This is a genomic window from Stenotrophomonas sp. 85239_Sma, from assembly GCF_056481725.1.
In genome coordinates this window covers 4,447,679-4,470,886 of record NZ_CM151163.1, presented here as the reverse complement: position 1 = coordinate 4,470,886, position 23,208 = coordinate 4,447,679, and the positions used below count along the sequence as shown (strand labels likewise).

Below are 23,208 nucleotides of genomic sequence, written 5' to 3'. Positions count from 1 at the left end.
TTTGTCCTTGATGGGCCGGCGGCGCGTCCCTGCGCCGCCGCTACCCCCTACCTGATCGTCACCAGCTGCTTCAGCACGCCATCCAGGCCGCCGAACACGGTGAGCTTGTCGATCTTCTCGGTGACCTTCTCCAGCGCCTCCAGCTCCTTCAAGCGCATCAGCACCGGGTTGTCCTCGATCAGCTTTGCGGTGTTGAGCTGCGAACGCGTGGCATTGGCCTCCTCGCGGCGACGGATCACGCTGGCCTGTGCCTGCTTCTCGGCCAGCACCACACCGTTGAGGATCTCCTTCATCTCGCCCGGCAGGATCACGTCCTTGATGCCCACGCCGAGCAACTGCACGCCGTGGCCCTCGATCGCCGCCTGCACATGGGCGGCGATCTCGCCGTCCAGTGCCGCCTTGTCACCCAGCAGCTCGTCCAGGCTGCGCGCGGCAATCGCCTGGCGCAGGCCGAACTGCAGCTGCCGGTAGACGAACTCGTCGGCATTGCTGAGCGTGCGGTGTGCACGCACCGGGTCGACCACCTGCACGGTCGCGGCCAGGTTCACCCGCAGGGTCACCTTGTCGCGGCTGAGCAGTTCCTGGCCGGACACATCCAGCGAACGCGCACGCAGCTCCACGCGCTCCACCGACACGTTGCCGTTGAAGTTCCAGAACGCGTGCAGGCCGGCGTCGAGCGTCTGCCGCAGCGTGCCATCGATGAACAGCAGGCCGACCGACTCGCTCGGCACGGTGCTGATCACCGCCACACGCGGCAACACGCCCAGCTGGCCCAGGCGCTGCTGCACGTCCGCCGGAATACGCGGCTCGTCACCCAGCGCCATTACCTGCACCTGGGTATCGACCGAACCGCGCCAGTACAGACGGCGGCTGCCCGGCGGCAGCACTTCATCGATGCGGCCGTTGCGCAGCAACAGGCCGACCTCGGTGGCACCGACGTTGGCCAGCACGAAGTGCGTGTCCAGCGTCGCGCCCAGTGCCTCGATCAGGCTGTCCTGGTCGCTGCCGGTGTAGGCCGCGCCCTTCGATGCAGTGTGGATGTCCACGTGCGGGCGGCCGCCGAACGGCGACAGGCGGTGCACGCCCGGCAGCAGGATCTGCTGGAAACGACGGTTGCGATACACCAGGCCGCGCTCGCCGTCGCCGATCACGACCTTGATGGTCCAGAACATGGGAGTCTCTCCTTGTTGGCTCTGGTGGTTCGACCCGATGGCATGAATCGCCGTGACCCGGGTCGATCAGGTCGTGGCGAGGCTGCCTGCACACCACGTGCAGCCAGCGGAAGAGGGCGGCCACCGGCGGACGGTCCGCGCGCGGAGCCTTCGGTGCACCGGCACTGCTGCCGTCGTCGTTCCCGGCAGGCAGCACCGGTGCGGAACGTGGCTGGCAGTGGCGGCGGGCCCGGGCCCGGCGTGCGGTCCGTTGCCTTCCACGTTCCTGCTCGAAGGCGTTGTCCGTGGACGGCGACGATGGCCGCTGGGGCTTGCGCCCCGGGTGCTGCTTCAAGTCATGACGTGACAGGTCATGTGGTTTGGAGTGGGAATCGAACCCACGACAGACGGATTAGGGATCCGTTGCTCTGACCAAGCTGAGCTATCCAGTTGGGGACCGCGCGGAATCGAACCGCGTACCGGCGAACCGGCGCCTGCCTCCAGCAGGCGATCCACGCGATGGCATGTCCGCGACCTCCGGCATACGCCACGGCAACGCCGCGCGCACCAGCCCGTGGATGAAACGGGACCGTTGGAGAATCGAGGGTGCAGGCCACCGACATTATCGCGAGCGATAATGTTTGGGTGCGATGCAGATAATGTCCAGGCGTCGCCACTCGCGCGAAGTAAATCCTTCGGCGGGGCGGGAAAAACCTGGGTCAGTGAGCGGCGGGTTGCCGCGCGGGGTGCAGTTCTGGCATCGCGGGTCCTTGTGCCGACGCAAACGAAAACGCCCCCGGGACTTGCGTTCCGAGGGCGTCGTCAGGCCTCGGAGATCGGGGTGGCCGATCTCCGCAGGGCGGGTATCAGGCCGTTGTCAGCTGGACTTCCTTGCCGAACGCGCGCGCCAGCACGTCCATGCGCAGGCATGGCAGCAGTTTGGCGATGGCGACGGAATGCGCGTTCAAGGGAAGTTTCCAGTGGTTGTTGAAACGAGGTGCGCACGATAAACCACGATTTACTCGCGTGCAACCATTTTGTTCAATTATTTTCTTCGGCATTGTGCGATGCCGGCCAGCGGCCGGCACTACAACTCAGCCTTCTTTGCTGGCGGCATCCAGCTGCGCGACATCCTGCACGCTCAGCGACAGGTTGGCCGCCGCCAGCAGATCGTGCAGCTGCTCGACGCTGGTGGCGCTGACGATCGGCGCGGTGATCGACGGCCGTGCGATCTGCCATGCGAGTGCGATCTGCGCGGCACTGGCATTGTGCTTGCTGGCCACGTCGTCCAGCGCCTGCAGGATGCGCAGGCCACGCGGATTCAGATAGCGCTTCACCACCGTTTCGCCACGTGCCGGGCTCTTGGCCGCATCGGCCGGCGTGCGGTACTTGCCGCTGAGGAAGCCGCTGGCCAGCGCGTAGTAGCCGATCACGCCGATCTGTTCGCGCTCCACCAGTGGTTCCAGCTCCTTCTCGTAGCCGGCACGGTCGTACAGGTTGTACTCCGGCTGCAGGGTTTCGTAACGCGGCAGCTTGTAGTCGGTGGACACCTTCAGCGCGTCGGCCAGGCGCGTGGCGCTGTAGTTGGAGGCACCGATCGCGCGCACCTTGCCGGCTTCGATCAGGCGGCCGAACGCGGCCAGGGTCGCTTCCAGTGGTGTCGACTCGTCATCCTCGTGGGCCTGGTACAGATCGATCACGTCGGTCTGCAGGCGGCGCAGTGAATCCTCGACCGCGGCATTGATGTTGTCCGGGGTCAGGCCGGGGCGTTCGGCCCATTTGGCCACCTTGGTCGCCAGCACCACCTTGTCGCGCTTGCCGCTGCGGGCAAACCACTTGCCGATCAGCGTTTCCGATTCGCCGCCGGCATTGCCCGGCACCCAGGCCGAGTACACATCGGCGGTGTCGACCAGGTTGAAGCCGGCGTCGACGAAGGCATCGAGCAGGGCGAAGCTGGCCTTCTCATCGGCGCTCCAGCCGAACACGTTGCCACCGAAGGCGAGCGGACGTACATGCAGGCCGGAACGGCCCAGTTCGCGGGTTGCCGTCATGGGCACGGACTCCTTGGGGGAAGTGCTCCAGAATAGAACGCGTTGTGTGACCGCGCTGCGGCGGCGACCACAAAACAGTGTTCCGCGATGCGCACGCAGCTAACGTTTTGTGAACACCCGGGACGCCGCGGCTGCTAGTCTCGCCGCATCTTCCGCTGGAGTCGCTCCGATGATGCCTGCTTCGTCCCTGCGTGGTTGCCGCCTGCTGCTTGCTTCGGCCCTGCTTGCCGCTGTTCCCGCGTTCGCCGTACCGGCCACGGTCGCACCGGCGAAGATCCAGGTCTCACCGGCCATCGACGCGGCGGTGAAGGCGCCCACCCGCGATGCCAACAACGTCAAGCGCGATGGCTTCCGTCATCCTGCGCAGACGTTGTCGTTCTTCAAGGTGGCACCGGAGAAGACCGTCATCGAGATCACCCCTGGCAACGGCTGGTACTCGGAAATCCTGGCGCCGCTGCTGCACGACAAGGGCCACTACGTTGCCGCCGTGGTCGATCCGATGGCCGTTGCCGAAGGCCGCGGCCGTGACTACCAGCAGCGCAGCCGCGACAGCCTGGAAAAGAAGTACGCCGCTGCGCCGGCACAGTTCGGCAAGACCGCCGTGGTGGCCTACGATCCGGCCAAGCCGGTGTTCGGCCCGGCCAGTTCAGCCGATGTGGTGCTGACCTTCCGCAACGTGCACAACTGGCGCAAGGCCGGCCAGGCGCAGGGCATGTTCCAGGGCTTCTTCAACGTGCTCAAGCCGGGCGGCGTGCTGGGCGTGGTCGAGCATCGCGCCAAGGCCGACGTGGCCGACGACGATGACACCGGCTATGTCGGCCAGCAGCAGGTGATCGCGATGGCCGAGGCCGCCGGCTTCAAGCTGGACGCACGCAGCGAGGTCAACGCCAACCCGCGTGACACCAAGGACCACCCGAACGGCGTGTGGACGCTGCCGCCGACCAACCAGCACGACAAGGCCGACGATGCGAAGTACCAGGCGATCGGCGAAAGCGACCGCATGACCCTGCGCTTCATCAAGCCGTAGCGGGTGGCGCTGGGCTGCGCCCGGTGAGCGCGCAGCGCGGTGTTGGAAGGAATGGGTCGCCGCCGGGCAATGCCCGGCGCTGCCGTCAATGGAGTGTGCTGTTGAAGAAAGTGCTGTACTTCGCCTTCGCATTGATGGCGTTGCCGCGGTTGTACGACTTCGTGTTCCATGCGGGTCACGTGCATGACCTCGTGGCGGCGGCAGGTTTTGCGGTGCTGCTCGTTGGTTGCCTGCTGGACGAACGCGCGCGCAGGACCTGCCCACCGGTAGCGCGGCTGCGCTACCGCGCCAACGCTGCCGCCACGTGCGGCGCCGTAGTGGTGCTCGTTGCGCTGTTGATGGAAAGGAAGGTCTTCGGCTGAGCAGCCGGTGATCGCGGCGGCGATGCGGGAATGGGACAATGCCCCACCCGCCGCCCGCCGTGCCCGCAATGCTGATCGCCTTCAACAAGCCCTTCAACGTGCTCTGCCAGTTCACCGACCGCAGCGTGCCGCCGCGGCCGACCCTGGCCGGGTTCGGCCTGCCGCCGCGCGTGTATGCCGCCGGCCGGCTGGACCATGACAGCGAGGGCCTGCTGCTGCTGACCGACAACGGCACGCTGGCGCACAAGCTGACCGACCCGAAGCACAAGGCCGACAAGACCTACTGGGTGCAGGTGGAAGGCACGCCCAGCGACGAGCAGTTGCAACGGCTGCGCGACGGCGTGGAGCTGAACGACGGGCCGACCCTGCCGGCGAAGATCGAGCGCCTCGATCCGGCGCCGTCGCTGTGGACGCGTGATCCGCCGGTGCGCTTCCGCAAGACCGTACCCGACAGCTGGTTGGCGGTCACGATCCGCGAGGGCCGCAACCGCCAGGTGCGTCGGATGACCGCGGCGGTGAACCTGCCGACGCTGCGTCTGGTGCGGGTGGCGATGGGGCCGTACCGGCTGGAGGGCCTACAGCCCGGGCAGTGGCGGCAGATCGGTTGAAATGAAAAGGCCGGAGCCCTTCCTGGGGAAGGACCCCGGCCCTGGCAGCGGTCTACGGTCTCAGGCGTCGCTGCCGATATCGCTGTGCTCGTCCACGACGGTGTCGTTGCGGCGGTCACGCGCGTTGATGCGCTGCGCCTGCCCATTCACTACGTGGCCATTGGCCGCCTTCTTCTTCTGCTGCTTGCGGTACAGCGCATAGCCGAGCAGGCCCACGCCGACCGCAGCTGCAGCCACGGCTACCGCCGGATTGCGGCGCACGAACTTGGTCGCCACCTTGCCGCCGGTCTTCACTGCGCCGATGGCGGCGCCGGTCTTGATCCAGTCCGCATTGCGCAGGCTGCCACCGGCGCTCTTCAGGCCATCGCCGGCGGTGTGGGCCAGCTCCAGGGCGCGCTCCAGAGCGCGGTCGGTGATTACGGTCAGCTTGCTCATGCGGGGGGTCCTTTGCCTCGGGTCGAAGTCCAGTGTCGCGTGTTGCCCGTAAACGGTATGTCAGTCGAGGCAGCACGTGGCGTGACTTCAGCGCAGCCATTCAGGATCAGGCAGGGTGGGGTCGGATCCCTTCCCTTGGGAAAGGGCTCTGACCCCAACCGCCGCGCCCGGGGTCAGGGCCCTTTGCGTTGCAAAGGGATCCGACCCCGCCTTCAGGTGCCGCGCGGCTTGGCCCGGTGCGTGGCCATCGCCGTCCACGGGTCATCCGGCCACGGATGGCGCGGGTAGCGGCCCTTCATTTCCTTTTTCACCTCGGCGTAGGTGCTTTCCCAGAAATTGCGCAGATCCTGGGTGACCTGCAGCGGGCGGCCACCGGGGGAGAGCAGGTGCAGGGTCAGTGGCACGCGGCCGTCGGCGATGCGCGGCGTGTCGGCCAGGCCGAACAGTTCCTGCAGTTTCACCGCCAGCACCGGCGGCAACGGATCGCCGCTCTCGCTGTCCAGCGCATAGGTGATCGGCCGCTCCAGCCCGGAGGGCACGGTAATGCGGGTCGGCGCATGACGTTCGACCAGCTGCCGCTGCGACCACTCCAGCGGCGACTTCAACGCTTCGCCGAAGCTGGATTCATCCAGCGCATCCAGTCGCGCCTTGCCGGCGAACGCCGGTTGCAGCCATTGCGCGCGCGTGGCCAGCAGGGCGTCGTCGCTGCAATCGGGCAGGCCGAGCTCGGGCATCCAGCGCCGCAGCGATTCCACCCGTGCCTGCCACTGGCGCAGGCCTTCGGTCCACGGCAGCGCCTGCAGGCCGAGCTCGGCCACCGCGTCGGTCAGGGCCTGCGCGGCGTGCTGCGGATCGACGCGCCCGGCCGAGCGGCTGTCCAGCACGATGCGGTCGAAACGGGTCTCGCGCAGTGCCACCAGGGCGCGACGCTCGCTGTCCCAGCGCACCACATCTTCGGTGACGAAGCGCTCCGGCCACGCCTTGCGCAGTTGGCCTTCATCCACCGGCGCGGCACGCAGCAGCAGCGCATCGCGCGCCTCGAATCGCAGTTCGCTGGCTACCAGCCACGGTTCGCCACGCAGGTCGCTCAGTTCGTGCAGGCGTGCGCTACGACCATTGGCCAACAGGTAGCGCAGCGGATCGCTGGGATGCTGGACACCGATCCGGTCGGGGAACGCATGTGCGAGCAGGTCCCCCAGTTCGTGGGCCTCGATGCTGGTGGGCGGCGTGGCGTCACAGCGCAGGCGTCGTCGCCATTGTTTGGCGGCCGCATCGATGGCGGCCAGCCCGCTGCGGTTGGCGTCGCCCGGTGCGCGGCCGTTGCGGAACGCCGCCAGTGCACGCCAACGCGCGGCCAGTGCATCACCGCCCTGGCGCAGCGGGTCGCGCGCGTCCAGCAAGGCGGCCAGATCGGCGGCCAGTGCCTGCGTGCGGGCATCGGGCGCGGCCAGCAGCATCGCTGCCATCCGTGGGTGCGTGCCCAGCGCCAGTACACGGCGGCCGAGCGCGGTGATCGCGCCGCTGCTGGACAGCGCGCCGAGCCGCTGCAGCAGTTCGCGCGCGGCACCCATCGGGCCGGCCGGGGGCGGATCGAGGAAGCGCAGGTCGCTGCTGCCCCAGGCCGCCAGTTCCAGCGCCAGCCCGGCCAGTTCCACCTGGTCGATCTCGGCGCGGCGTTGCGGCTCCAGCCGCTGCGACTGCGGCCACAGCCGCCACGCCACGCCCTCGGCAACGCGGCCGGCACGGCCCGCGCGCTGGTCGGCCGACGCCTGGGCGATGGCCACCACGTCCAGCCGGGTGAAGCCACTGTTGGGGTCGTAGCGCGGTTCGCGTGCCTGGCCGCTGTCGATCACCACGCGCACGCCGGGCAGGGTCACCGAGGACTCGGCCACGTTGGTGGCCAGCACCACGCGCCGGCGGCCATCAGTGGCCGCCTGCAGTACGCGCGCCTGCTGTTCCACCGGCAGCTCGCCGTGCAGGGCCAGCACTTCAACGCCCGTGTCCAGCGATTCCTGCAGGCCCGCCTGCACCCGCGCGATCTCGCGCTGGCCGGGCAGGAACACCAGCAGGTCACCGGGATGTTCAGCCAGGGCCTGCTGCACCGCGCGGCGTACCTGCAGTTCCAGCGCCTCATCGCGGCGCGCCGGGAAATGGCTGACCGCCACCGGGTAGCTGCGACCTTCGCTGCTCAGGCGCGGCGCATCGAGGAAACGTGCCAGGCGCTCACCATCCAGCGTCGCCGACATCACCACCAGGCGCAGGTCATCGCGCAGCTGTGCCTGTACGTCCAGCGCCAGCGCCAGGCCGAGGTCGCCACTGAGGTGGCGTTCGTGGAACTCATCGAACAGGATCCCGCCGACCTCTTCCAGCATCGGGTCGTCCTGCAGCATGCGGGTCAGGATGCCTTCGGTCACCACCTCGATGCGGGTGCGCGCCGAGACCTTGTTCTCGAAGCGGATGCGGTAGCCGACGGTGCCGCCCACCTCTTCGCCCAGTTGCCGCGCCATGAACTGCGCGGCGCTGCGTGCAGCGACCCGGCGCGGCTCCAGCAGGATGATCTTCCGCCCCTGCAGCCACGCTGCATCGAGCAGCGCCAGTGGTACCTGGGTGGTCTTGCCGGCGCCGGGCGGCGCCTCCAGCACCAGCCGAGGGTGTGTGGCCAGGTGCTGCTGGATCTGTGGCAGCAGCGGAGAGATAGGGAAGAGCGGGGCGTTCATGTGCAAAGGATAAGGGGCCACGGCGGGCGCAGGTACAATGCGCGGGCACTTTTCCCCTGCGATGACCATGCACCTGATCGATATCGGCGCCAACCTGACCCACGACTCCTTCGACCGCGACCGCGATGCCGTGCTGGAGCGCGCGCGCCAGGCCGGCGTGGTGCAGATGGTCATCACCGGTGCCAGCCGGGAGCACTCACCGCTGGCCGTGCAGCTGGCCCAGCAGCACCCCGGCTTCCTGTATGCGACCGCCGGCGTGCACCCGCACCACGCGGTGGAGTACACCGAGGAATGCGATGCCGAGATGCGCGCGCTGCATGCCCACCCGGAAGTGGTGGCGGTGGGCGAATGCGGGCTGGACTACTTCCGTGACTTCTCGCCGCGCCCGGCCCAGCATCGTGCCTTCGAGCGCCAGCTGCAGCTGGCCGCAGACAACGGCAAGCCGCTGTTCCTGCACCAGCGCGACGCGCATGCCGATTTCATGGCGCAGATGAAGAACGTCGAGGGTCGCATCGGGCCGGCGGTGGTGCATTGCTTCACCGGCGAACGCGACGAGCTGTTCGATTACCTGGACCAGGACTGGTACATCGGCATCACCGGCTGGCTGTGCGACGAACGCCGTGGCGCGCACCTGCGCGAGCTGGTGAAGAACATTCCGGCCAACCGCCTGATGATCGAGACCGACGCGCCGTACCTGCTGCCGCGCACGCTGAAGCCGATGCCGAAGGACCGCCGCAACGAGCCGATGTTCCTGTCGCACATCGTGGAAGAACTGGCGCGCGACCGCGGCGAGGACGTGGCGGTGACCGCCGCGAATGCAACTGCGGCGACGCGTGCGTTCTTCCGCCTGCCCGATGCGGGTTGATCGGCTCGCGCCGATCAGCGGCCGGCCCTACCGCGGCAGCTGTGAACGCCCGAAGCCGGGAGCGAGCGCCGCAGCCAGATCTTCCAGTCCTTCCCGGTACGTCGGGAACCTTGGCTCCCACGCCAGCGCTTCACGCGTGCCGCGACTGTCGATGCGCTTGTTGCTCTCGTAGAAGCGCCGTAGCGTCGGGCTCAGTGCGGGGTCGTCCCATGCCACGGCAGGTGGCATCGCAAACCCGCCCAGCTGCGCGGCGAAGGCCAGTACCTCCTGCGGCGGTGCCGGCTCGTCATCGGACGGCAGGTACAGTCCATCCACGCACGGCCGCTGCATCGACGCGATAACGACCCTTGCCAGGTCATCCACGTGCAGTCGGTTGAATGCCAGCCCAGGACGCACTACGTGGCGGGCACGTCCCTGAGCCAGCTGCAGCAGCGCATTGCGCCCGGGCCCGTACAGGCCGGGCAGGCGGAACAGCGCCGATGCGATACCGCGTACTTCAGCAAGCGCACGCCATTGCGCTTCGGCCCGCAGGCGCTGCACGCCGGCTGTTTCAGTGGCATCGGCTGCGCTGCGCTCGTCGACCCGGCCGCCGGCGCGGTCGGCGTACACCGAGGTCGATGACAGGTAGCCGACCCAGCGCAAGGCCGGGCTGGCTTGCAGCGCGGGCAACAGCCGGCGCAGTGCGGGATCGCCATCGGCGTCGGGCGGCACGCTGCACAGCACGGCCTCGGCCCGCGCGACCTCATCGAGCAGGGCAGGCGATGGCGTGGCGTCGGCACGCAGCGGATGGCGCCGCAGGCCATCCTGTGGTGCCGACTCTGGATCGCGTACAGTGCCGGCGACGCATGCGCCCAATGCCTGCAGATGCTGGGCCAGCACGCGTCCGCTCCAGCCCATGCCAAGGATCAGCACCCGCGCCGGCAGCGTGCTGGCCTGCAACGTCTGGCTCACGCGCTGCGCAGTGCCTGGTAGGCCTGCAGGCTGCTGTAGGCGACCTGCAGCAGCAGGGCTTCCTGGTCGGCCTTGCGCGCGCGCGCCAGCATGTCGCCGACGATCTGTTCGGCCTCCACCTGCTGGCCGGCTTCCAGGTCACGCAGCATCGATGCCTTCAACGCCGAGCCCGCCTGGGTCAGGGTGGCGCGCGCGGCGTCCTGCGCGGCATCGGGAATCGGCTCACCGGCAGCTTCGGCCACGGCCAGGCATTCGTCGTACAGGCCGCGCACGATCCCCTCGCCATCATCGGTGGCGACGATGGTGCCGATATCCGCACGCAGCAGGCAGGTGGCGGCGGCCAGCGCGGTCAGGAAGGTGTACTTGATCCATTGCTCCTGGCCGATGTGCTGGCTGGCCAGGTGATCAAGCTGGGCCTGCGCGCAGACCGCAGCGAAGCCGCGCACGCGCGCGGACAGCGCGCCACCGTCGCGCTCGCCGAAGGTGAGCTTGGCCGGCTTGCCGAGGTGCAGCACGGCGCCGTCGGGGGCCTTGGTGGCGCTGATGAAGCACAGGCCGCCAAGCACGGCGTCGCGGCCGAAGCGCGCGTCCAGGGCGTTGTAGTGATGCAGGCCATTGAGGATGGGCAGTACGGTGGTGCCTGCGCCAACGGCCGGGGCAATGGCGTCGATCGAACTGGACAGGTCGTAGGCCTTGCAGCTGAGGATGACCAGGTCGAACGGCTTCTGTGCGGCGAGCGCAGGCAGCGCGTCGGCGGTGACATGCTGTACCGGGAGGCTGGCATCGCCGAGCGGGCTGCGGATGACCAGGCCGTCGCGATCCAGCTGGGCGGCGCGTGCGGGGCGCACAAGGAAGGTCACGTCCACGCCGGCCTGGGCCAGGCGGCCGCCGAAGTAACCGCCGGTACCGCCGGCGCCGAGGATCAGGATGCGCATTGCACGTTCACCGTTTTCTGGGGAATCAGGATTTCGATTGTGCCGGAGATTGCGGCCAACGGCGGAGCCCCTCGTGGTGGTTCGCGGAGTTGGTTTCACGACCCCTGCCAGTATCCGGGCGCGGCCACCTCGGAAAACAGATCAAAAGCGAAGGCGGAAGCGGGTCGCTCGCTCGTGTAGAGCCGCGCTCAGGGCAGTTGTTCGCTGAAGCCTTCGGTGTAGCCCAGCAGCAGTGTGGTGCGGGTGGCCAGCGTTGCGGCCAGTTGTGACCAGGTATCGTGCGTTCCTGCAGCGTAGACGCGCTGCAGGTCCGCGACCAACGCGTCCGATTGTGCAGGCGACGGTGCACTGTCGCGCCGGAAGCCGAGCCACGATGCGCCGAGCCCGAACAGGCGGTAGTCGTATTGCTGCTGCAGGTACCGGATCAGGGCGTGGTTCTGGAAGAGGTCCCAGTCCGCGCTGAAGTAGCCGTTGGGCAGGGCGGCAATCAGCAGGTCGTCGCGGGCCACACGCACCTGCTGCACGCAGACCACCTCGTCGGCGATCAGATCCGGCGCAGCATTGGCCGTGACCAGCGCCTCGATGTCTGCGTCATTGCACAGCAAGGTGCCCGGCAGGGTGGTCCATTCCAGCCGATGAGGGGAGTGATCGAGCTGCGCGATGACATGCGCCAGCAACCGCTCGCGTGCCGCCAGCGCGTCTTCCGGCGTCGCCGGGTCTTCGTCCTCGTACAGCGCGATGCGCTCGTCGTCGGACGCATGCATGCTGGTGTAGCGGCACTGGCCGGCATCGTCGAGCGTGCACAGATAGCGGTGGCGGGGATCGGCCACGTGCAGCGAGGCCAGGTATTCCAGCACCTCATCCAGCGTGGGCGAGTCGCTCAGCAGGGCATGGCTGAACGCATCGATGGGGCCGTCCGACACGGCCTTGTGCAACGCAATGGAAGTGATCTTCATCGCCACAGCCTAGCCGTAATCCGAAACGAAAAGAGCCAAGCATCGGCTTGGCTCTATAGGGAACGCTTTATCCACGCATGGCGTGGATCTACCGTGTCGACCAAGGTCGACACCTACCAGAGCAGAATGCCGTTCCGACAGATCGCGGAAATCTGTCGAAGGCGGGGTGGGTCCGGTTGCGGGAATGTCCGCGGCATGGATGCCGCGGCCAAGCCCCCAGGGATGGGTTCACGGCGTCTCCCGCAACCGGACCCACCCCGCCATCCCACGGATAGTCAGCTTTTGCCGTGGCCGTGGCCGTTGACGTTGAAGTTGATTCGGCGGGTGCAGGGCCGCAGGCCCTGCAGGCAACCCTCAGCTGCGCATGCCCACGCCGCGACGCAGTAGCCACAGCGCCACCGCGGTCAGCATCACCACGAAACCGATCATCAGCGCATAGGCCACCCACAACGGCACATCGCTGCTGCCCAGCAGGCCATAGCGGAATGCATTGACCATGTAGAAGATCGGGTTCGCGTGCGTGGCCGCTTCCGCCCAGCCCGGCAACAGCTTCACCGAATAGAACACGCCACCCAGGTAGGTCAGCGGGGTCAGGATGAAGGTCGGCACGATCGCCACGTCATCGAATTTCTTGGCATACACCGCATTGATGAAACCGGCCAGCGAGAAGATCGTCGCACCCAGGATCACCGTGCTCAGCGTCACCAGCGGGTGCGGGATGCGCACCGGGGTGAAGAACATGGCGATGATCAGCACGATCACGCCCACCATCAGGCCGCGCAGCACTGCGCCGGCGACGTAGCCCCAGAGGATCACCCAGTTCGGCATCGGGCTGACCAGCAGTTCTTCCACGTGGCGGCCGAACTTGGCGCCGAAGAACGAGGAGCTGATGTTGCCGTAGCTGTTCTGGATCACGCTCATCATCACCAGGCCCGGCACGATGAACTCCATGTAGCTGTACTCGCCCATGTTGCCCACCCGCGAGCCGATCAGGCGGCCGAAGATCAGGAAGTACAGGGTCATGGTGATCGCCGGCGGCACCAGGGTCTGGCCCCAGATGCGCATGATGCGGGCGACTTCGCGGCGCACGATGGTCAGCAGTGCGACGCGGTTGCGCTGGCCGTCGGTCAGCTCGGTGGTGCTCATGCAGGCTTCTCCAGGTTGCCGGTGAGGCGCACGAACAGCTCCTCCAGGCGGTTGCTCTTGGTACGCATCGAACGCACGCGGATGCCGGACTCGTTGAGCGTGGCGAACACGCGGTTGAGGTCCATCGCGCGCGGCATGTCGATGTCCAGCGTATGCGGGTCCGGCGCGGTCAGGGTCGCGCCTTCGATCACCGGCAGCTGCGCCGGCAGGTCACCGTCGATGTCCAGCAGGAAGCCTTCCACGTCCAGCTTGGCCAGCAGGGTGCGCATCGGCCCCTGCTCGACGATCTGGCCATGGTTGATGATCGCCAGGTGGCGGCACAGGTACTCGGCTTCTTCCAGATAGTGCGTGGTGAGGATGATCGTGGTGCCGGCAGCGTTGATCTCCTTCAGCACGCGCCACATGTCGCGGCGGATCTCGATGTCCACGCCGGCGGTCGGCTCGTCCAGGATCAGCAGGCGCGGGCGCGTCATCATCGCGCGGGCGATCATCAGCCGGCGCTTCATGCCGCCGGACAGCGTGCGGCTCATCACCTGCGCCTTTTCCCACAGGTGGGCCCGCTTCAGTTCCTCTTCGGCGCGCTGCTCGGCTTCCTCGCGCGGCACGCCATAGAAGCCGGCGTAGTTCACCAGGATGTCGAAGGGCTTTTCGAACAGGTTGAAGTTGATTTCCTGCGGCACCAGCCCGATCAGGCGCATGGTGGCGCTGCGGTTGCGCACCAGGTCGCTGCCGAACACCTCCACCTGGCCCTCGCTGAGGTTGACCAGGGAGCTGATGATGCCGATCAGGGTCGACTTGCCGGCACCGTTGGGGCCGAGCAGGGCGAAGAAGTCGCCCGGGGCCACTTCCAGGGAAACCCCCTTCAGGGCCTGGGTGCCGTTGTCGTAGGTCTTGCGCAGGTCGCGCACGCGCAGGGCGGGCGCCGTATCGTTCTGGGATGCCAAGCTCGAAGCCTTCGCGCCCATGGGCTGGCGCTGGAGAGGGGCGGGGAGCGGCTATTATAGAAGACCCCGAGGGCTTGCCCCGGCTACACACTGTCCCGAAAAGTCGTGCCTGTTCAATTCCCCCTCAAGCTGGTCGGCTGCCGCATGCTGGCCCCGACCGTTGGCCACTACCAGTTCGTGCGTGATGATGGACAGCCGCTGGATTTCCAGCCCGGCCAGTTCATCCAGGTCCATTTCAGCTACGCCGACGGCACTGAAACCAAGCGCAGCTACTCGCTGGCGACCATCCATGACCATGCGCTGGGCCCGGGCGAGGCGGTGGATATCGCGGTCAGCTTCGTGCCCGGCGGCGCCGCCACGGCCCTGTTCGAGGCGCTGGAGCAGGGCGGCCAGATCAGTGCGTCCGGCCCCTATGGCCGGTTCTGCCTGAATCCCGGTGACCACAACGCCCGTTACCTGCTGATCGCCACCGGTACCGGCGTCACCCCGTACCGCTCGATGCTGCCGCTGCTGGAAAAGGCCATGGCCGAGCGCGGTGTGCAGATCGTGCTGCTGCAGGGCGCGCGCAGCCCGGGCGAGCTGCTGTACAGCGAAGACTTCTACAGCTTCGCCGAAAAACACCCGAACTTCCGCTATGTGCCGTGCCTGTCGCGCGAACTGCCGGCCGCTCCGCACCCGGACGTGCAGCACGGCTACGTGCAGCAGGCGCTGGCCGGCTTCACCCCGGACCCGGCCACCGACATCGCCTACCTGTGCGGCAACCCGGACATGGTCGATGCCTGCGCCGAGCTGCTGAAGGCCGCAGGCCTGGGCAACCCGCAGATCCGCCGCGAGAAGTACGTCAGCAGCAAATAAGTCGGGGTAGTGCCGGCCGCGGGCCGGCAATCCCATGAACCGGAGGCGGCATCATGCCGCCCCCGGTGTCCTGCCTCAGTACGCGATCCAGGCGTCGCGCCAGGCGAAGCCGGTGCCCGGACGATAGGCATCGGCATTGATGTTGCACCAGGCGCCCTCCGGGAACGGGCGGCAGGCATACAGCTTGCCGTCGGTGCCCTTCACCACGGTCTCGCCCGGCTTGTAGCCGCCGAGGCCGGCCGGGTACACGAAGTCGAAATCGTTGCCCGGCGGATCGACCGGATCGACCGGGCCCGGCACCTGGGTTTCCAGCTGGAAGCGGTTGCCCGGCTTCAGGTACACGCGGTTGTCGGTAGCCGAGGCGACCGGTGTGATCACGCCGTTCTTCATCACGCCCACGCGGGCGTGCTGTGCGCTGGCGTTGACCTTGCGGGCCAGGGCCAGCGGCCACTGCGTCGGGCTGGTCTGGCCGGTCGCCAGCTTGGTTTCCAGACGCTCCAGGTCATTGCCGTTGGCGTTGAACACGCGCAGGGTCACGGTGCTGTCCACCTCCAGCGCGCCATTGGCGGTTACTGCACCGGCATCCTGCCACTGCGGCGGCGGAACCACGCCACCACCACCTTCGAAGCGCACGTCCATGCAGGTATAGAACGCCTCCTGCGAATCCGAGCGCTGCCAGGTGTTGTAGATGATGTGCTGGCCACTGCGCTTGGGCAGCGGGCAGTCCAGCTTGTAGACGCCGCCTTCGGACAGCGGAACGTTGCCCAGGGTGCAGAATTCCTGCAGGTCGGCCCAGCGCAGCGGGCTGCCCGGCTGCCAGCCATCGCGGGTGACGTAGAACTTCCACTCGCGGGTGGCGTGCGGCGCCGGTGCCCGGAATTCGAAGGTGTAGCGGCCGCGCGAATCGGCGCGGACCGGGGTGGTCGGCCAGTCGCTGCGGTTCAGATCGAGCCCGCGGTACTTGGGGATGCTGGCGCTGCACAGCTCGCCGTCACGCACCAGATCGCGGTGGTTGCCATTGGCGTTGCCGTGGGCGATCGCGCTCCAGTCATAGAACGGCTGCGCGCCACCGATGGCCTTGGCCGCGGCACAGGCCGGGTTGGTCGGGTTCTCCGGATTGCCCTCGTGGCACTGCTTCACGCGGCTGAGCGGCTTGGTCATGGTGCCGTGTGCGAAGGCGCTGCCGGACAGGGCCAGGCCGGCAACGACGGACAGAGCGAGGACTGCCCGATGGGACAGGTGCATGCAGGAACTCCTTTGCGAAGTGTGGGAAACCTCGCGCAGTCTTCACATGCAGGCCCGCCGGCAACATCGGATAAGTTCGAATTCGATGGCGGCCGTGTTCGATCTGCAACACGTTGCTCACTGTGCCGCTTCCCTGGCAGAAGGCGGTGCATGCTGCACCGCCTCCCGCATCACGGCCTCAGTACGCGATCCACGCGTCGCGCCAGGCCGCGCCGACACCCGGCCGGTACGTCTCCGCGTTGACGTTGCACCACGCACCCTCCGGGAACGGGCGGCAGGCATACAGCTTGCCGTCGCTGCTCTTCACCACGGTCTGGCCCGGCACGTAACTGCCGATGCCGGCGGGGTACACGTGGTCGAAATCGCCGCCCGGTGACGGCGTGCCAGGGTCGGGAACCTGGGTATCGAGCTGGAAGCGGTTGCCGTCCTTCAGGTACACGCGGTTGCCGGTGGCCGAAGCGGCAGGCGTGATCACGCCGTTACTGAGCACGCCCACGCGTGCATGCTGGGCGCTGGCATTGACCTTGCGGGCCAGCGCCAACGGCCACTGCGCGGCCGCCGTCTGGCCGCTGGCCAGGGTTGCTTCCACGCGTTCGACGTCATTGCCGTTGGCATTGAACACGCGCAGTGCCAACGTCGTGCCAACCGGCAGCTCGCCGCGCGCGGTGACCGGGCCTGCATCCTGCCACTGCGCTGCTGGCGGAGTGCTGCCGCCGCCTCCCTCGAAACGCACGTCCATGCAGGTGTAGAACGCTTCGGTCGAATCCGAGCGCTGCCAGGTGTTGTAGATCACATGCTGGCCACTGCGCTGCGGCAGCGTGCACTGCAGCTTGTACGTGCCATCGGCCGACAGTGGCGTATTGCCCAGCGTGCAGAATTCCTGCAGGTCGGCCCAGCGCAGTGGGCTGCCCGGTTGCCAGCCTTCGCGGGTAACGAAGAATCGCCAGTCACGCGTGGCGTGTGGTGCAGTTGCCTTGAACACGAAGGTGAACCTGCCACTGGCATCGGGCTGGATCGGCGTGGTCTGCCAGTCACTGCGATTTACATCCAGCCCGCGGAAGGTCGGGTTGTTGCCGCTGCACAGCTTGCCGTCGGGTACCACGGCCTGATGGTTACCGTTGGCGTTGGCCTGGTTGATGCCGTTCCAGTCGTAGAACGCCTGCGAACCGCCAATCGCTTTTGCAGCGGCACAGGCCGGGTTGGTCGGGTTCTCGGGATTGCCCTGGAAGCAGGCATAGACGCGGCTGACCGGTGTGGTCATGGTGCCGTGGGCGAACGCGCTGCCGGCCGGGCACAGGCCCGCAGCGGCGATCGAGGTGGCCAGCAACAACGGTGTGGATCGGAATGACATGGCGCATCCTTGTGGTCGTCGAAAGGGAACGGTGACCGCAGGAGCTGCGCTGCGTGGCGGACTTTCGGCGGCACCACGGCGAGTATCGAGTCGCGATGCAGGCGGCGGAACCATCCCTGTGCCGATCCGTGACTGCGCATGTGAAGCCCTTCCCACCGGCTTCACGCAGGGCTGAACGGATGCGTTGGACGTCACGGGATCGGCGTGGCATCGATCACGTCATGGAGATCACGCTACGCAGTCCCGGTAGCGACCCGATCCGCCTGGCACGAGAAACAGCCATGCGCCGCATTGTGCAACTGGACGAACGCCACCGACGGGTCGGCGAACAGTGCATCCAGTCGGCCCGCAACGTCGATGCCCGCACAGATCTCGGCATCGCGCATCAGCGCGGCGTGATCATAGGCACGCACCGAGATCATCCTGCGCTGAACGTACGGGGGCACTTCGCCCGGCGGCAGGACGCAGCGGGTCACGCCGCGCTGCACGAAGATCGGCCCGGCGGCGCGGTATGGCGAATGCAGCGGCAGGTGGACGTGGGACAGCAGGAGCAGTTCACTGCCAGGTGCGGGATCGCTCAGGCTGATCCGGCAGGGATGGCCGCCATTGGCGCCCGCCCAGCGACGCTGGATGCCGAGCGCGGCGAGTGCGCTGTCGCTCATCTCGAACAGGTGCAGGAACGGGCGGTGGTCGATGCCACCGAGGTACCACGTGTGCATGGGCGTCTCCTGGGTCTGCCGCGGATTGTGCGCATGCGCCGGCCGCCGTGCTCGCCGTTTTCAGACCCCACATCGGCTTCGGCCAGGAGAACGCCACGGGGATGGCACAACAAGGCGCTAAGATGCGCGCGCCCCCCGGCCGATGAGCGCCGCATGCCCCTGGATTTCCCCACCATCGCCGTGCTTGGCTTCCTGCTCTGCATCGGCATTGCCGTGGGATTCTCGCTGTTGCTGGTCGTGCTGCGCGGACAACCGGTGCTGCGGCAGTGGACCATCAGCCTGTGGCTGCTGACCCTGGGGGTGACCCTGCTGGCGCTGCGACCCTACCTGCCACTGGTGCCGGCGGTACTGGCCGGCAATGCAGCGATGGCAGGCTGCGGGCTGATGATGCTGCGCGGCGTGGCCCTGCATCTGGAGCAGCCGTTGCCGCTGTGGCGGCCATTGCTGGTGGCGGTTGCGTTCATGGCCTGCATCTTCGCCTTCCTGGTGCTGTGGCCGAACCTGGCCCTGCGCCTGCAGGTGTTCAGTGTGTTCGCACTGATTGTCGATGCTTGGATCGCCGGATTGCTGCTGCGCCATGCGCCGCTCCCGCAGCGCACCAGCTGCCTCCTGGCTGCCACGGTGTTCCTGGCAGAGGCTGCTCTCTATGGCGTGCGCCTGTTCCTGCCGGTGGCACCGGACGCCGGGGAGGACATCATGCGCACCGGCTCGCCGATGTTCGTCACATACATTGCCGGGGTGATGCTGGAGCTGGCGCGTTGCTTTGCGATGGTGCTGCTGCTGGTCGAGCGCATGCTGGTCGACCTGCGCCATGCCGCCCGTACCGATGGCCTGACCGGCCTGCTCAACCGCAGCGCGGTGCTGGCCGACGGCCAGGCACAACTGCAGAAGCTGCGCCGACAGCGCCGCCCGCTGGGGCTGCTGCTGATCGACGTGGACCACTTCAAGCAGATCAATGATCGGTGGGGCCACCTGGCGGGCGACCAGGTGCTGCGCCATTTTTCGGCGACGCTGCAGCACTGCGTGCAGGGCCATGAGCACCTGCTGGGCCGTTACGGCGGCGAAGAATTCGTGCTGGTGCTGGCTGGAAGCACGTGCGGCGAAGCGGTGGATCGGGCCGCCGCGATCCGTGCACGCCTGCAGCAGCGGCCGGCGCTGCTGGCCGAGGGACCGGTGCCGGTCACCGCCAGCGTCGGACTTGCGATGGATACGGGACAGGGCGATCTGTCGACCTTGCTGGCCGCCGCCGATGCCGCCCTGTACCGGGCCAAGGCCGAAGGGCGGGACCGCCTGGTCTGCGCGCCGTCGGCGGCGGATTCGTCATTGCCCATCGCCGTCGGCGCGCTGCCCGTGTAAGTTGGGTCACATCTTCCGCGGCAGCCCGTCGTGGTCGACAGGAACGTCCTCCAGGGGAAACGAGCACGATGCAAAGACACCACCTCGCGCTGGCCGGGATGCTGGCCAGCCTGATGATTGCCGGGTGCAGCCAGCCGCCGGCGGCCGATGCCGGAAGTGCCAGTGATGCACCCAGCCGCCGCTTCGGCACGATCGACTTCCAGCCCTGCACGCTGTCCACCGAAGGCGCCAGCGCCAACGTGGAGGCGCAGTGCGCCACCCTGCAGGTACCGGAGGACCGGGCCCAGCCCGCGGGCCGCCGGATCGGCCTGCGCATCGCCTGGCTGGAATCGGGCAGCAGCGGCGCCAGCCAGCCCGACCCGGTGTTCTTCCTGGCCGGCGGCCCCGGCCAGGCGGCCAGCGAGGTGGCGGTCATCGTCGATACCGCACTGCGCCAGGTGCGCAAGCAGCGCGACGTGTTCCTGATCGACCAGCGCGGCACCGGCGGCTCCAACCCGCTCAGTTGCCTGGGCGCAGACGGCAAGCCACTGCAGATGGACGAAGATGCCGCGCCTTCCGAGGCATCGCTGCGCGACTACGCCCAGCGCTGCGCGGCGTCGCTGCAGGGGCGTGCCGACGCGCGCTTCTACACCACCACCGAGGCCATCGCCGACCTGGATGCGGTGCGCGGTGCGCTCGGCGTGGATCAGGTCAACCTGGTCGGTGGCTCCTACGGCACCCGCGTGGCCCAGCGCTATGCCGGCGCCTATCCGCAGCACACCCGCAGCATCGTCATCGATGGCGTGGTGCCGAACGAGCTGGTGGTCGGTGGCGACTTCGCGACCACCTTCGAGGACGCGATCGCCCTGCAATCGGCGCAGTGCCGCAAGGATGCCGCCTGCAGCAAGCGCTTCCCGACCGACACCCGCGCGCAGCTGCGCAGCGTGGTCGACACCCTGCGTCGTGCGCCGGTCTCGGTCGAGTATCGCGATCCGGGTACCAACGCACCGCGGCAGGATGTCCTGACGCCGGACAGCGTGGTCGGCCTGGCCTTCGCCTTCTCCTACGTGCCGCAGTATTCCTCGCTGCTGCCACTGGTGCTGGATGAGGCCGCACACGGGCGCTACGGACCGCTGGCATCGCTGGCGCGCGGCGCGAACCGCAGCATGGATTTCCAGATCAACCGCGGCATGCAGTGGTCGGTGATCTGCAGCGAGGATGCGCCGCGCTACCACGCGCCGGCCGAGGATCCCGAACGGCTGTTCGGCAACGAAGTCGCCAGCGCCTTCTTCGCGGCCTGCCCGGTGTGGCCGCATCGTCCGGCGCCGGCAACCGATGCCGTGCCGCTGCGCAGCGGGGTGCCGGCACTGCTGCTGTCCGGTGAGCTGGACCCGGTAACGCCGCCCCGCTACGCCGCACAGGTGCTCAAGGGCCTGCCCAATGGCCGTGCGCTGGTCGCCCGTGGCCAGGGCCATGGCACCTTGACCGCCGGCTGCATGCCGCGCCTGCTCGGCCAGTTCATCGACAAGACCGATGCCAAGGCACTGGATGCCAGCTGCCTGGACACGCTGAGCTACGTGCCGGCGTTCACCTCGTTCAACGGATGGGAACCATGATCGTCGCCGACAACCTGCACAAGGCCTTCGATACCCGCACGGGCCGCATCCAGGCGGTCGCCAACGTCGGCTTCCGCGCCGGGGATGGGCAGATCACCGGCCTGCTGGGCCCCAATGGTGCCGGCAAGACCACTACCATGCGCATGCTCTACACGCTGATGACGCCCGATCAGGGCAGCATCATGGTCGACGGCATCGATGCGGCACGCCATCCGGTGGAGGTGCGTCGCCACCTCGGCGTGCTGCCTGATGCGCGTGGTGTCTACAAGCGCCTGACCGCGCGCGAGAACATCGCCTACTTTGGCGAGCTGCATGGCCTGTCGGCCGAGCGCATCCGCGAACGCATCGAGGTGCTGTCGCACGCACTGGACATGGGCGACATCCTCGACCGGCAGACCGATGGCTTCTCGCAGGGCCAGCGCACCAAGACCGCGATTGCCCGCGCGCTGGTGCACGACCCGCGCAACGTCATCCTCGACGAACCGACCAACGGCCTGGATGTAATGACCACGCGCGCGCTACGCCGCTTCCTGCTGGGCCTGCGCGACGAGGGCCGCTGCGTGATCCTGTCCAGCCACATCATGCAGGAGGTGGGCGCGTTGTGTGACCACATCGTGATCATCGCCAAGGGCACGGTGATGGCGGCCGGCAGCGCCGACGAGCTGCGTGCACAGGCCGGAGAAGTCAACCTGGAAGATGCGTTCGTGAAACTGATCGGGAGCGAAGAGGGCCTGCACGCATGAGCATGATGTCGACCCTGATGACGGTGATGCGCAAGGAACTGCGTGACCTGTCGCGTGACCGCCGCACGCTGCTGCTGACCCTGCTGTTCGGGCCGCTGCTGTACCCGGTGCTGCTGCTGGGCATGGGCAAGCTGGCCGAGAGCCGGGTGCGGACCCAGATCGAAGAGCCGTTGCAGATCCCGACCATCGGCGCGGAGAACGCACCGAACCTGGTGCGCTTCCTCGCCGCACAGGGCCTCAATGCCGCACCGGCACCGAAGGACCTGGCCGAGGCCATCCGCACCCAGGACATCGATGTGGCGCTGCGCATCAGCGATGACTTCGGCAAGGACTGGGCCGATGGCAAGCCGGCACTGGTGGAGGTGATCAAGGACAGCACGCGGCGCGCTGCCGAAGTGCCTGGCGCACGCCTGGAGGCGGCGCTGGCCACCTACAACGGCCAGGTCGGTGCACTGCGCCTGATGGCGCGCGGCATCGATGCACAGGTGGCACGCCCGCTGGACGTGGCGCGCCAGGACCTGGCCAGTGCCGAGGCCAAGCGCGGCATGATCCTGTCGATGCTGCTGCCGGTGCTGCTGACGCTGACCTCGTTCATCGGTGGCGCCTACCTGGTGATGGACGCCACCGCCGGCGAGCGCGAACGGCAGTCGCTGGAACCACTGTTGGCCACGCCGGGCTCGCGCAGCGCGATCGTCAGCGGCAAGATCGCCGCCGCCTGCGTGGTCGGTTTCGTATCGCTGCTGCTGACCCTGGTCGCGTTCAAGGTGAGCGCGCAGATCGCGCCCGGCAACATCGGCCGCCAGTTCAACATGAACGTCGGATCGATGCTGCAGATGCTGCTGGTGATGCTGCCGATGCTGCTGATCGGCACCTCGCTGCTGACCTTCCTGTCGGCTGCGGCCAAGAGCATGAAGGAAGCGCAGAGCCACATGACCTGGCTGATGCTGTTGCCGATGCTGCCCGGCTACGCACTGGTGGCCTATCCGCTGAAGAGCGAGATGTGGCAGTACGCCGTGCCGTTCCTGTCGCAGAACCAGATGCTGCTGAAGGTGATCCGCCACGAGACGATCACCCCGGCGGTCTGGGCGATCTACCTAGGCGCCAGCCTCGGCCTGGCCGCGGTGCTGTGGTTCGCCGCCGTTCGCCGTTACCACAACGAGCGCCTGGCGATCTCCGGCTGACCCAAAAAGGGGACG

Annotated in this window: 21 protein-coding genes and 1 tRNA gene; 9 read left to right on the top strand and 13 right to left on the bottom strand. The window is 67.7% G+C overall.

Translation table 11 applies throughout. From position 1 onward, the window contains the following. Positions 1-47 precede the first annotated feature (47 nt). The 3 genes from ACYKG1_RS20785 to ACYKG1_RS20775 all read right to left on the bottom strand — a co-directional run bounded on the left by ACYKG1_RS20785 (position 48) and on the right by ACYKG1_RS20775 (position 3,202). The gene (locus ACYKG1_RS20785) at positions 48-1,172 is read right to left on the bottom strand and encodes a slipin family protein (RefSeq protein ID WP_478471276.1); all 1,125 of its coding nucleotides are present in this window, start codon (positions 1,170-1,172) and stop codon (positions 48-50) included. Positions 1,173-1,527: 355 nt separating this feature from the next. Beyond that, positions 1,528-1,601 (bottom strand) — tRNA-Arg (locus ACYKG1_RS20780). Positions 1,602-2,245: 644 nt separating this feature from the next. After that, complete coding sequence (locus ACYKG1_RS20775) at positions 2,246-3,202, bottom strand: aldo/keto reductase (RefSeq protein WP_100474614.1); 957 nt, start codon at positions 3,200-3,202, stop codon at positions 2,246-2,248. 169 nt (positions 3,203-3,371) lie between these two features. On the opposite strand from ACYKG1_RS20775, the gene ACYKG1_RS20770 reads away from it, so the two are divergent. The 3 genes from ACYKG1_RS20770 to ACYKG1_RS20760 all read left to right on the top strand — a co-directional run bounded on the left by ACYKG1_RS20770 (position 3,372) and on the right by ACYKG1_RS20760 (position 5,199). Next, on the top strand, positions 3,372-4,229 hold the full coding sequence (locus ACYKG1_RS20770; protein ID WP_100474611.1) for a class I SAM-dependent methyltransferase: 858 nt from the start codon (positions 3,372-3,374) through the stop codon (positions 4,227-4,229). A 95-nt stretch (positions 4,230-4,324) separates the two neighbouring features. Beyond that, positions 4,325-4,591, top strand: coding sequence for a hypothetical protein (locus tag ACYKG1_RS20765; protein ID WP_262084336.1), 267 nt, complete (start codon positions 4,325-4,327; stop codon positions 4,589-4,591). A 68-nt stretch (positions 4,592-4,659) separates the two neighbouring features. After that, the gene (locus ACYKG1_RS20760) at positions 4,660-5,199 is read left to right on the top strand and encodes a pseudouridine synthase (RefSeq protein WP_262084337.1); all 540 of its coding nucleotides are present in this window, start codon (positions 4,660-4,662) and stop codon (positions 5,197-5,199) included. A gap of 60 nt (positions 5,200-5,259) precedes the next feature. On the opposite strand, the gene ACYKG1_RS20755 is transcribed toward ACYKG1_RS20760, so the two are convergent. Beyond that, positions 5,260-5,634 carry a hypothetical protein gene (locus ACYKG1_RS20755; RefSeq protein ID WP_057497856.1) on the bottom strand — a complete coding sequence of 125 codons (375 nt, stop codon included), beginning with the start codon at positions 5,632-5,634 and terminating at the stop codon, positions 5,260-5,262. 212 nt (positions 5,635-5,846) lie between these two features. Further along, entirely contained in the window at positions 5,847-8,351 is a 2,505-nt protein-coding gene (gene hrpB, locus ACYKG1_RS20750; protein ID WP_478471273.1) for an ATP-dependent helicase HrpB, read from the bottom strand. A 67-nt stretch (positions 8,352-8,418) separates the two neighbouring features. On the opposite strand from hrpB, the gene ACYKG1_RS20745 reads away from it, so the two are divergent. Further along, the gene (locus ACYKG1_RS20745; protein ID WP_262227975.1) at positions 8,419-9,216 is read left to right on the top strand and encodes a TatD family hydrolase; all 798 of its coding nucleotides are present in this window, start codon (positions 8,419-8,421) and stop codon (positions 9,214-9,216) included. A 27-nt stretch (positions 9,217-9,243) separates the two neighbouring features. Here ACYKG1_RS20745 and ACYKG1_RS20740 read toward each other — a convergent pair whose 3' ends face one another. The 5 genes from ACYKG1_RS20740 to ACYKG1_RS20720 all read right to left on the bottom strand — a co-directional run bounded on the left by ACYKG1_RS20740 (position 9,244) and on the right by ACYKG1_RS20720 (position 14,169). Continuing rightward, on the bottom strand, positions 9,244-10,167 hold the full coding sequence (locus tag ACYKG1_RS20740; RefSeq protein ID WP_100474600.1) for a Rossmann-fold NAD(P)-binding domain-containing protein: 924 nt from the start codon (positions 10,165-10,167) through the stop codon (positions 9,244-9,246). After that, positions 10,164-11,102, bottom strand: a complete 939-nt coding sequence (panE, locus tag ACYKG1_RS20735; protein ID WP_478471272.1) for a 2-dehydropantoate 2-reductase — start codon at positions 11,100-11,102, stop codon at positions 10,164-10,166. The genes ACYKG1_RS20740 and panE overlap by 4 nt, the downstream gene beginning before the upstream one ends. A gap of 188 nt (positions 11,103-11,290) precedes the next feature. Further along, positions 11,291-12,058 carry a hypothetical protein gene (locus ACYKG1_RS20730; RefSeq protein ID WP_478471270.1) on the bottom strand — a complete coding sequence of 256 codons (768 nt, stop codon included), beginning with the start codon at positions 12,056-12,058 and terminating at the stop codon, positions 11,291-11,293. 354 nt (positions 12,059-12,412) lie between these two features. Next, positions 12,413-13,204 (bottom strand): ABC transporter permease, encoded by a 792-nt coding sequence (locus tag ACYKG1_RS20725; protein ID WP_100474591.1) that lies wholly within the window; start codon positions 13,202-13,204, stop codon positions 12,413-12,415. Beyond that, on the bottom strand, positions 13,201-14,169 hold the full coding sequence (locus ACYKG1_RS20720) for an ABC transporter ATP-binding protein (protein WP_049400895.1): 969 nt from the start codon (positions 14,167-14,169) through the stop codon (positions 13,201-13,203). Before ACYKG1_RS20720 ends, ACYKG1_RS20725 begins: the two co-directional genes overlap by 4 nt. An 84-nt stretch (positions 14,170-14,253) precedes the next feature. Here ACYKG1_RS20720 and ACYKG1_RS20715 point away from each other — a divergent pair, with 84 nt between their 5' ends. Further along, complete coding sequence (locus ACYKG1_RS20715) at positions 14,254-15,003, top strand: ferredoxin--NADP reductase (RefSeq protein ID WP_100474588.1); 750 nt, start codon at positions 14,254-14,256, stop codon at positions 15,001-15,003. 75 nt (positions 15,004-15,078) lie between these two features. On the opposite strand, the gene ACYKG1_RS20710 is transcribed toward ACYKG1_RS20715, so the two are convergent. From ACYKG1_RS20710 to ACYKG1_RS20700, 3 genes are all read right to left on the bottom strand, one after another. Beyond that, positions 15,079-16,248, bottom strand: a complete 1,170-nt coding sequence (locus ACYKG1_RS20710; protein ID WP_478471268.1) for a lytic polysaccharide monooxygenase — start codon at positions 16,246-16,248, stop codon at positions 15,079-15,081. A gap of 178 nt (positions 16,249-16,426) precedes the next feature. Beyond that, positions 16,427-17,599, bottom strand: a complete 1,173-nt coding sequence (locus ACYKG1_RS20705) for a lytic polysaccharide monooxygenase (protein ID WP_478471266.1) — start codon at positions 17,597-17,599, stop codon at positions 16,427-16,429. 233 nt (positions 17,600-17,832) lie between these two features. After that, complete coding sequence (locus ACYKG1_RS20700; protein ID WP_478471264.1) at positions 17,833-18,318, bottom strand: DUF1203 domain-containing protein; 486 nt, start codon at positions 18,316-18,318, stop codon at positions 17,833-17,835. 153 nt (positions 18,319-18,471) lie between these two features. Here ACYKG1_RS20700 and ACYKG1_RS20695 point away from each other — a divergent pair, with 153 nt between their 5' ends. The 4 genes from ACYKG1_RS20695 (at position 18,472) to ACYKG1_RS20680 (ending at position 23,193) form a co-directional block, all read left to right on the top strand. Further along, on the top strand, positions 18,472-19,674 hold the full coding sequence (locus tag ACYKG1_RS20695) for a GGDEF domain-containing protein (RefSeq protein WP_478471262.1): 1,203 nt from the start codon (positions 18,472-18,474) through the stop codon (positions 19,672-19,674). A 68-nt stretch (positions 19,675-19,742) separates the two neighbouring features. Next, positions 19,743-21,269, top strand: a complete 1,527-nt coding sequence (locus ACYKG1_RS20690) for an alpha/beta fold hydrolase (RefSeq protein ID WP_478471260.1) — start codon at positions 19,743-19,745, stop codon at positions 21,267-21,269. Continuing rightward, the gene (locus ACYKG1_RS20685) at positions 21,266-22,012 is read left to right on the top strand and encodes an ABC transporter ATP-binding protein (protein ID WP_478471258.1); all 747 of its coding nucleotides are present in this window, start codon (positions 21,266-21,268) and stop codon (positions 22,010-22,012) included. Before ACYKG1_RS20690 ends, ACYKG1_RS20685 begins: the two co-directional genes overlap by 4 nt. Next, on the top strand, positions 22,009-23,193 hold the full coding sequence (locus tag ACYKG1_RS20680; RefSeq protein WP_014038889.1) for an ABC transporter permease: 1,185 nt from the start codon (positions 22,009-22,011) through the stop codon (positions 23,191-23,193). Before ACYKG1_RS20685 ends, ACYKG1_RS20680 begins: the two co-directional genes overlap by 4 nt. Positions 23,194-23,208 lie beyond the last annotated feature (15 nt).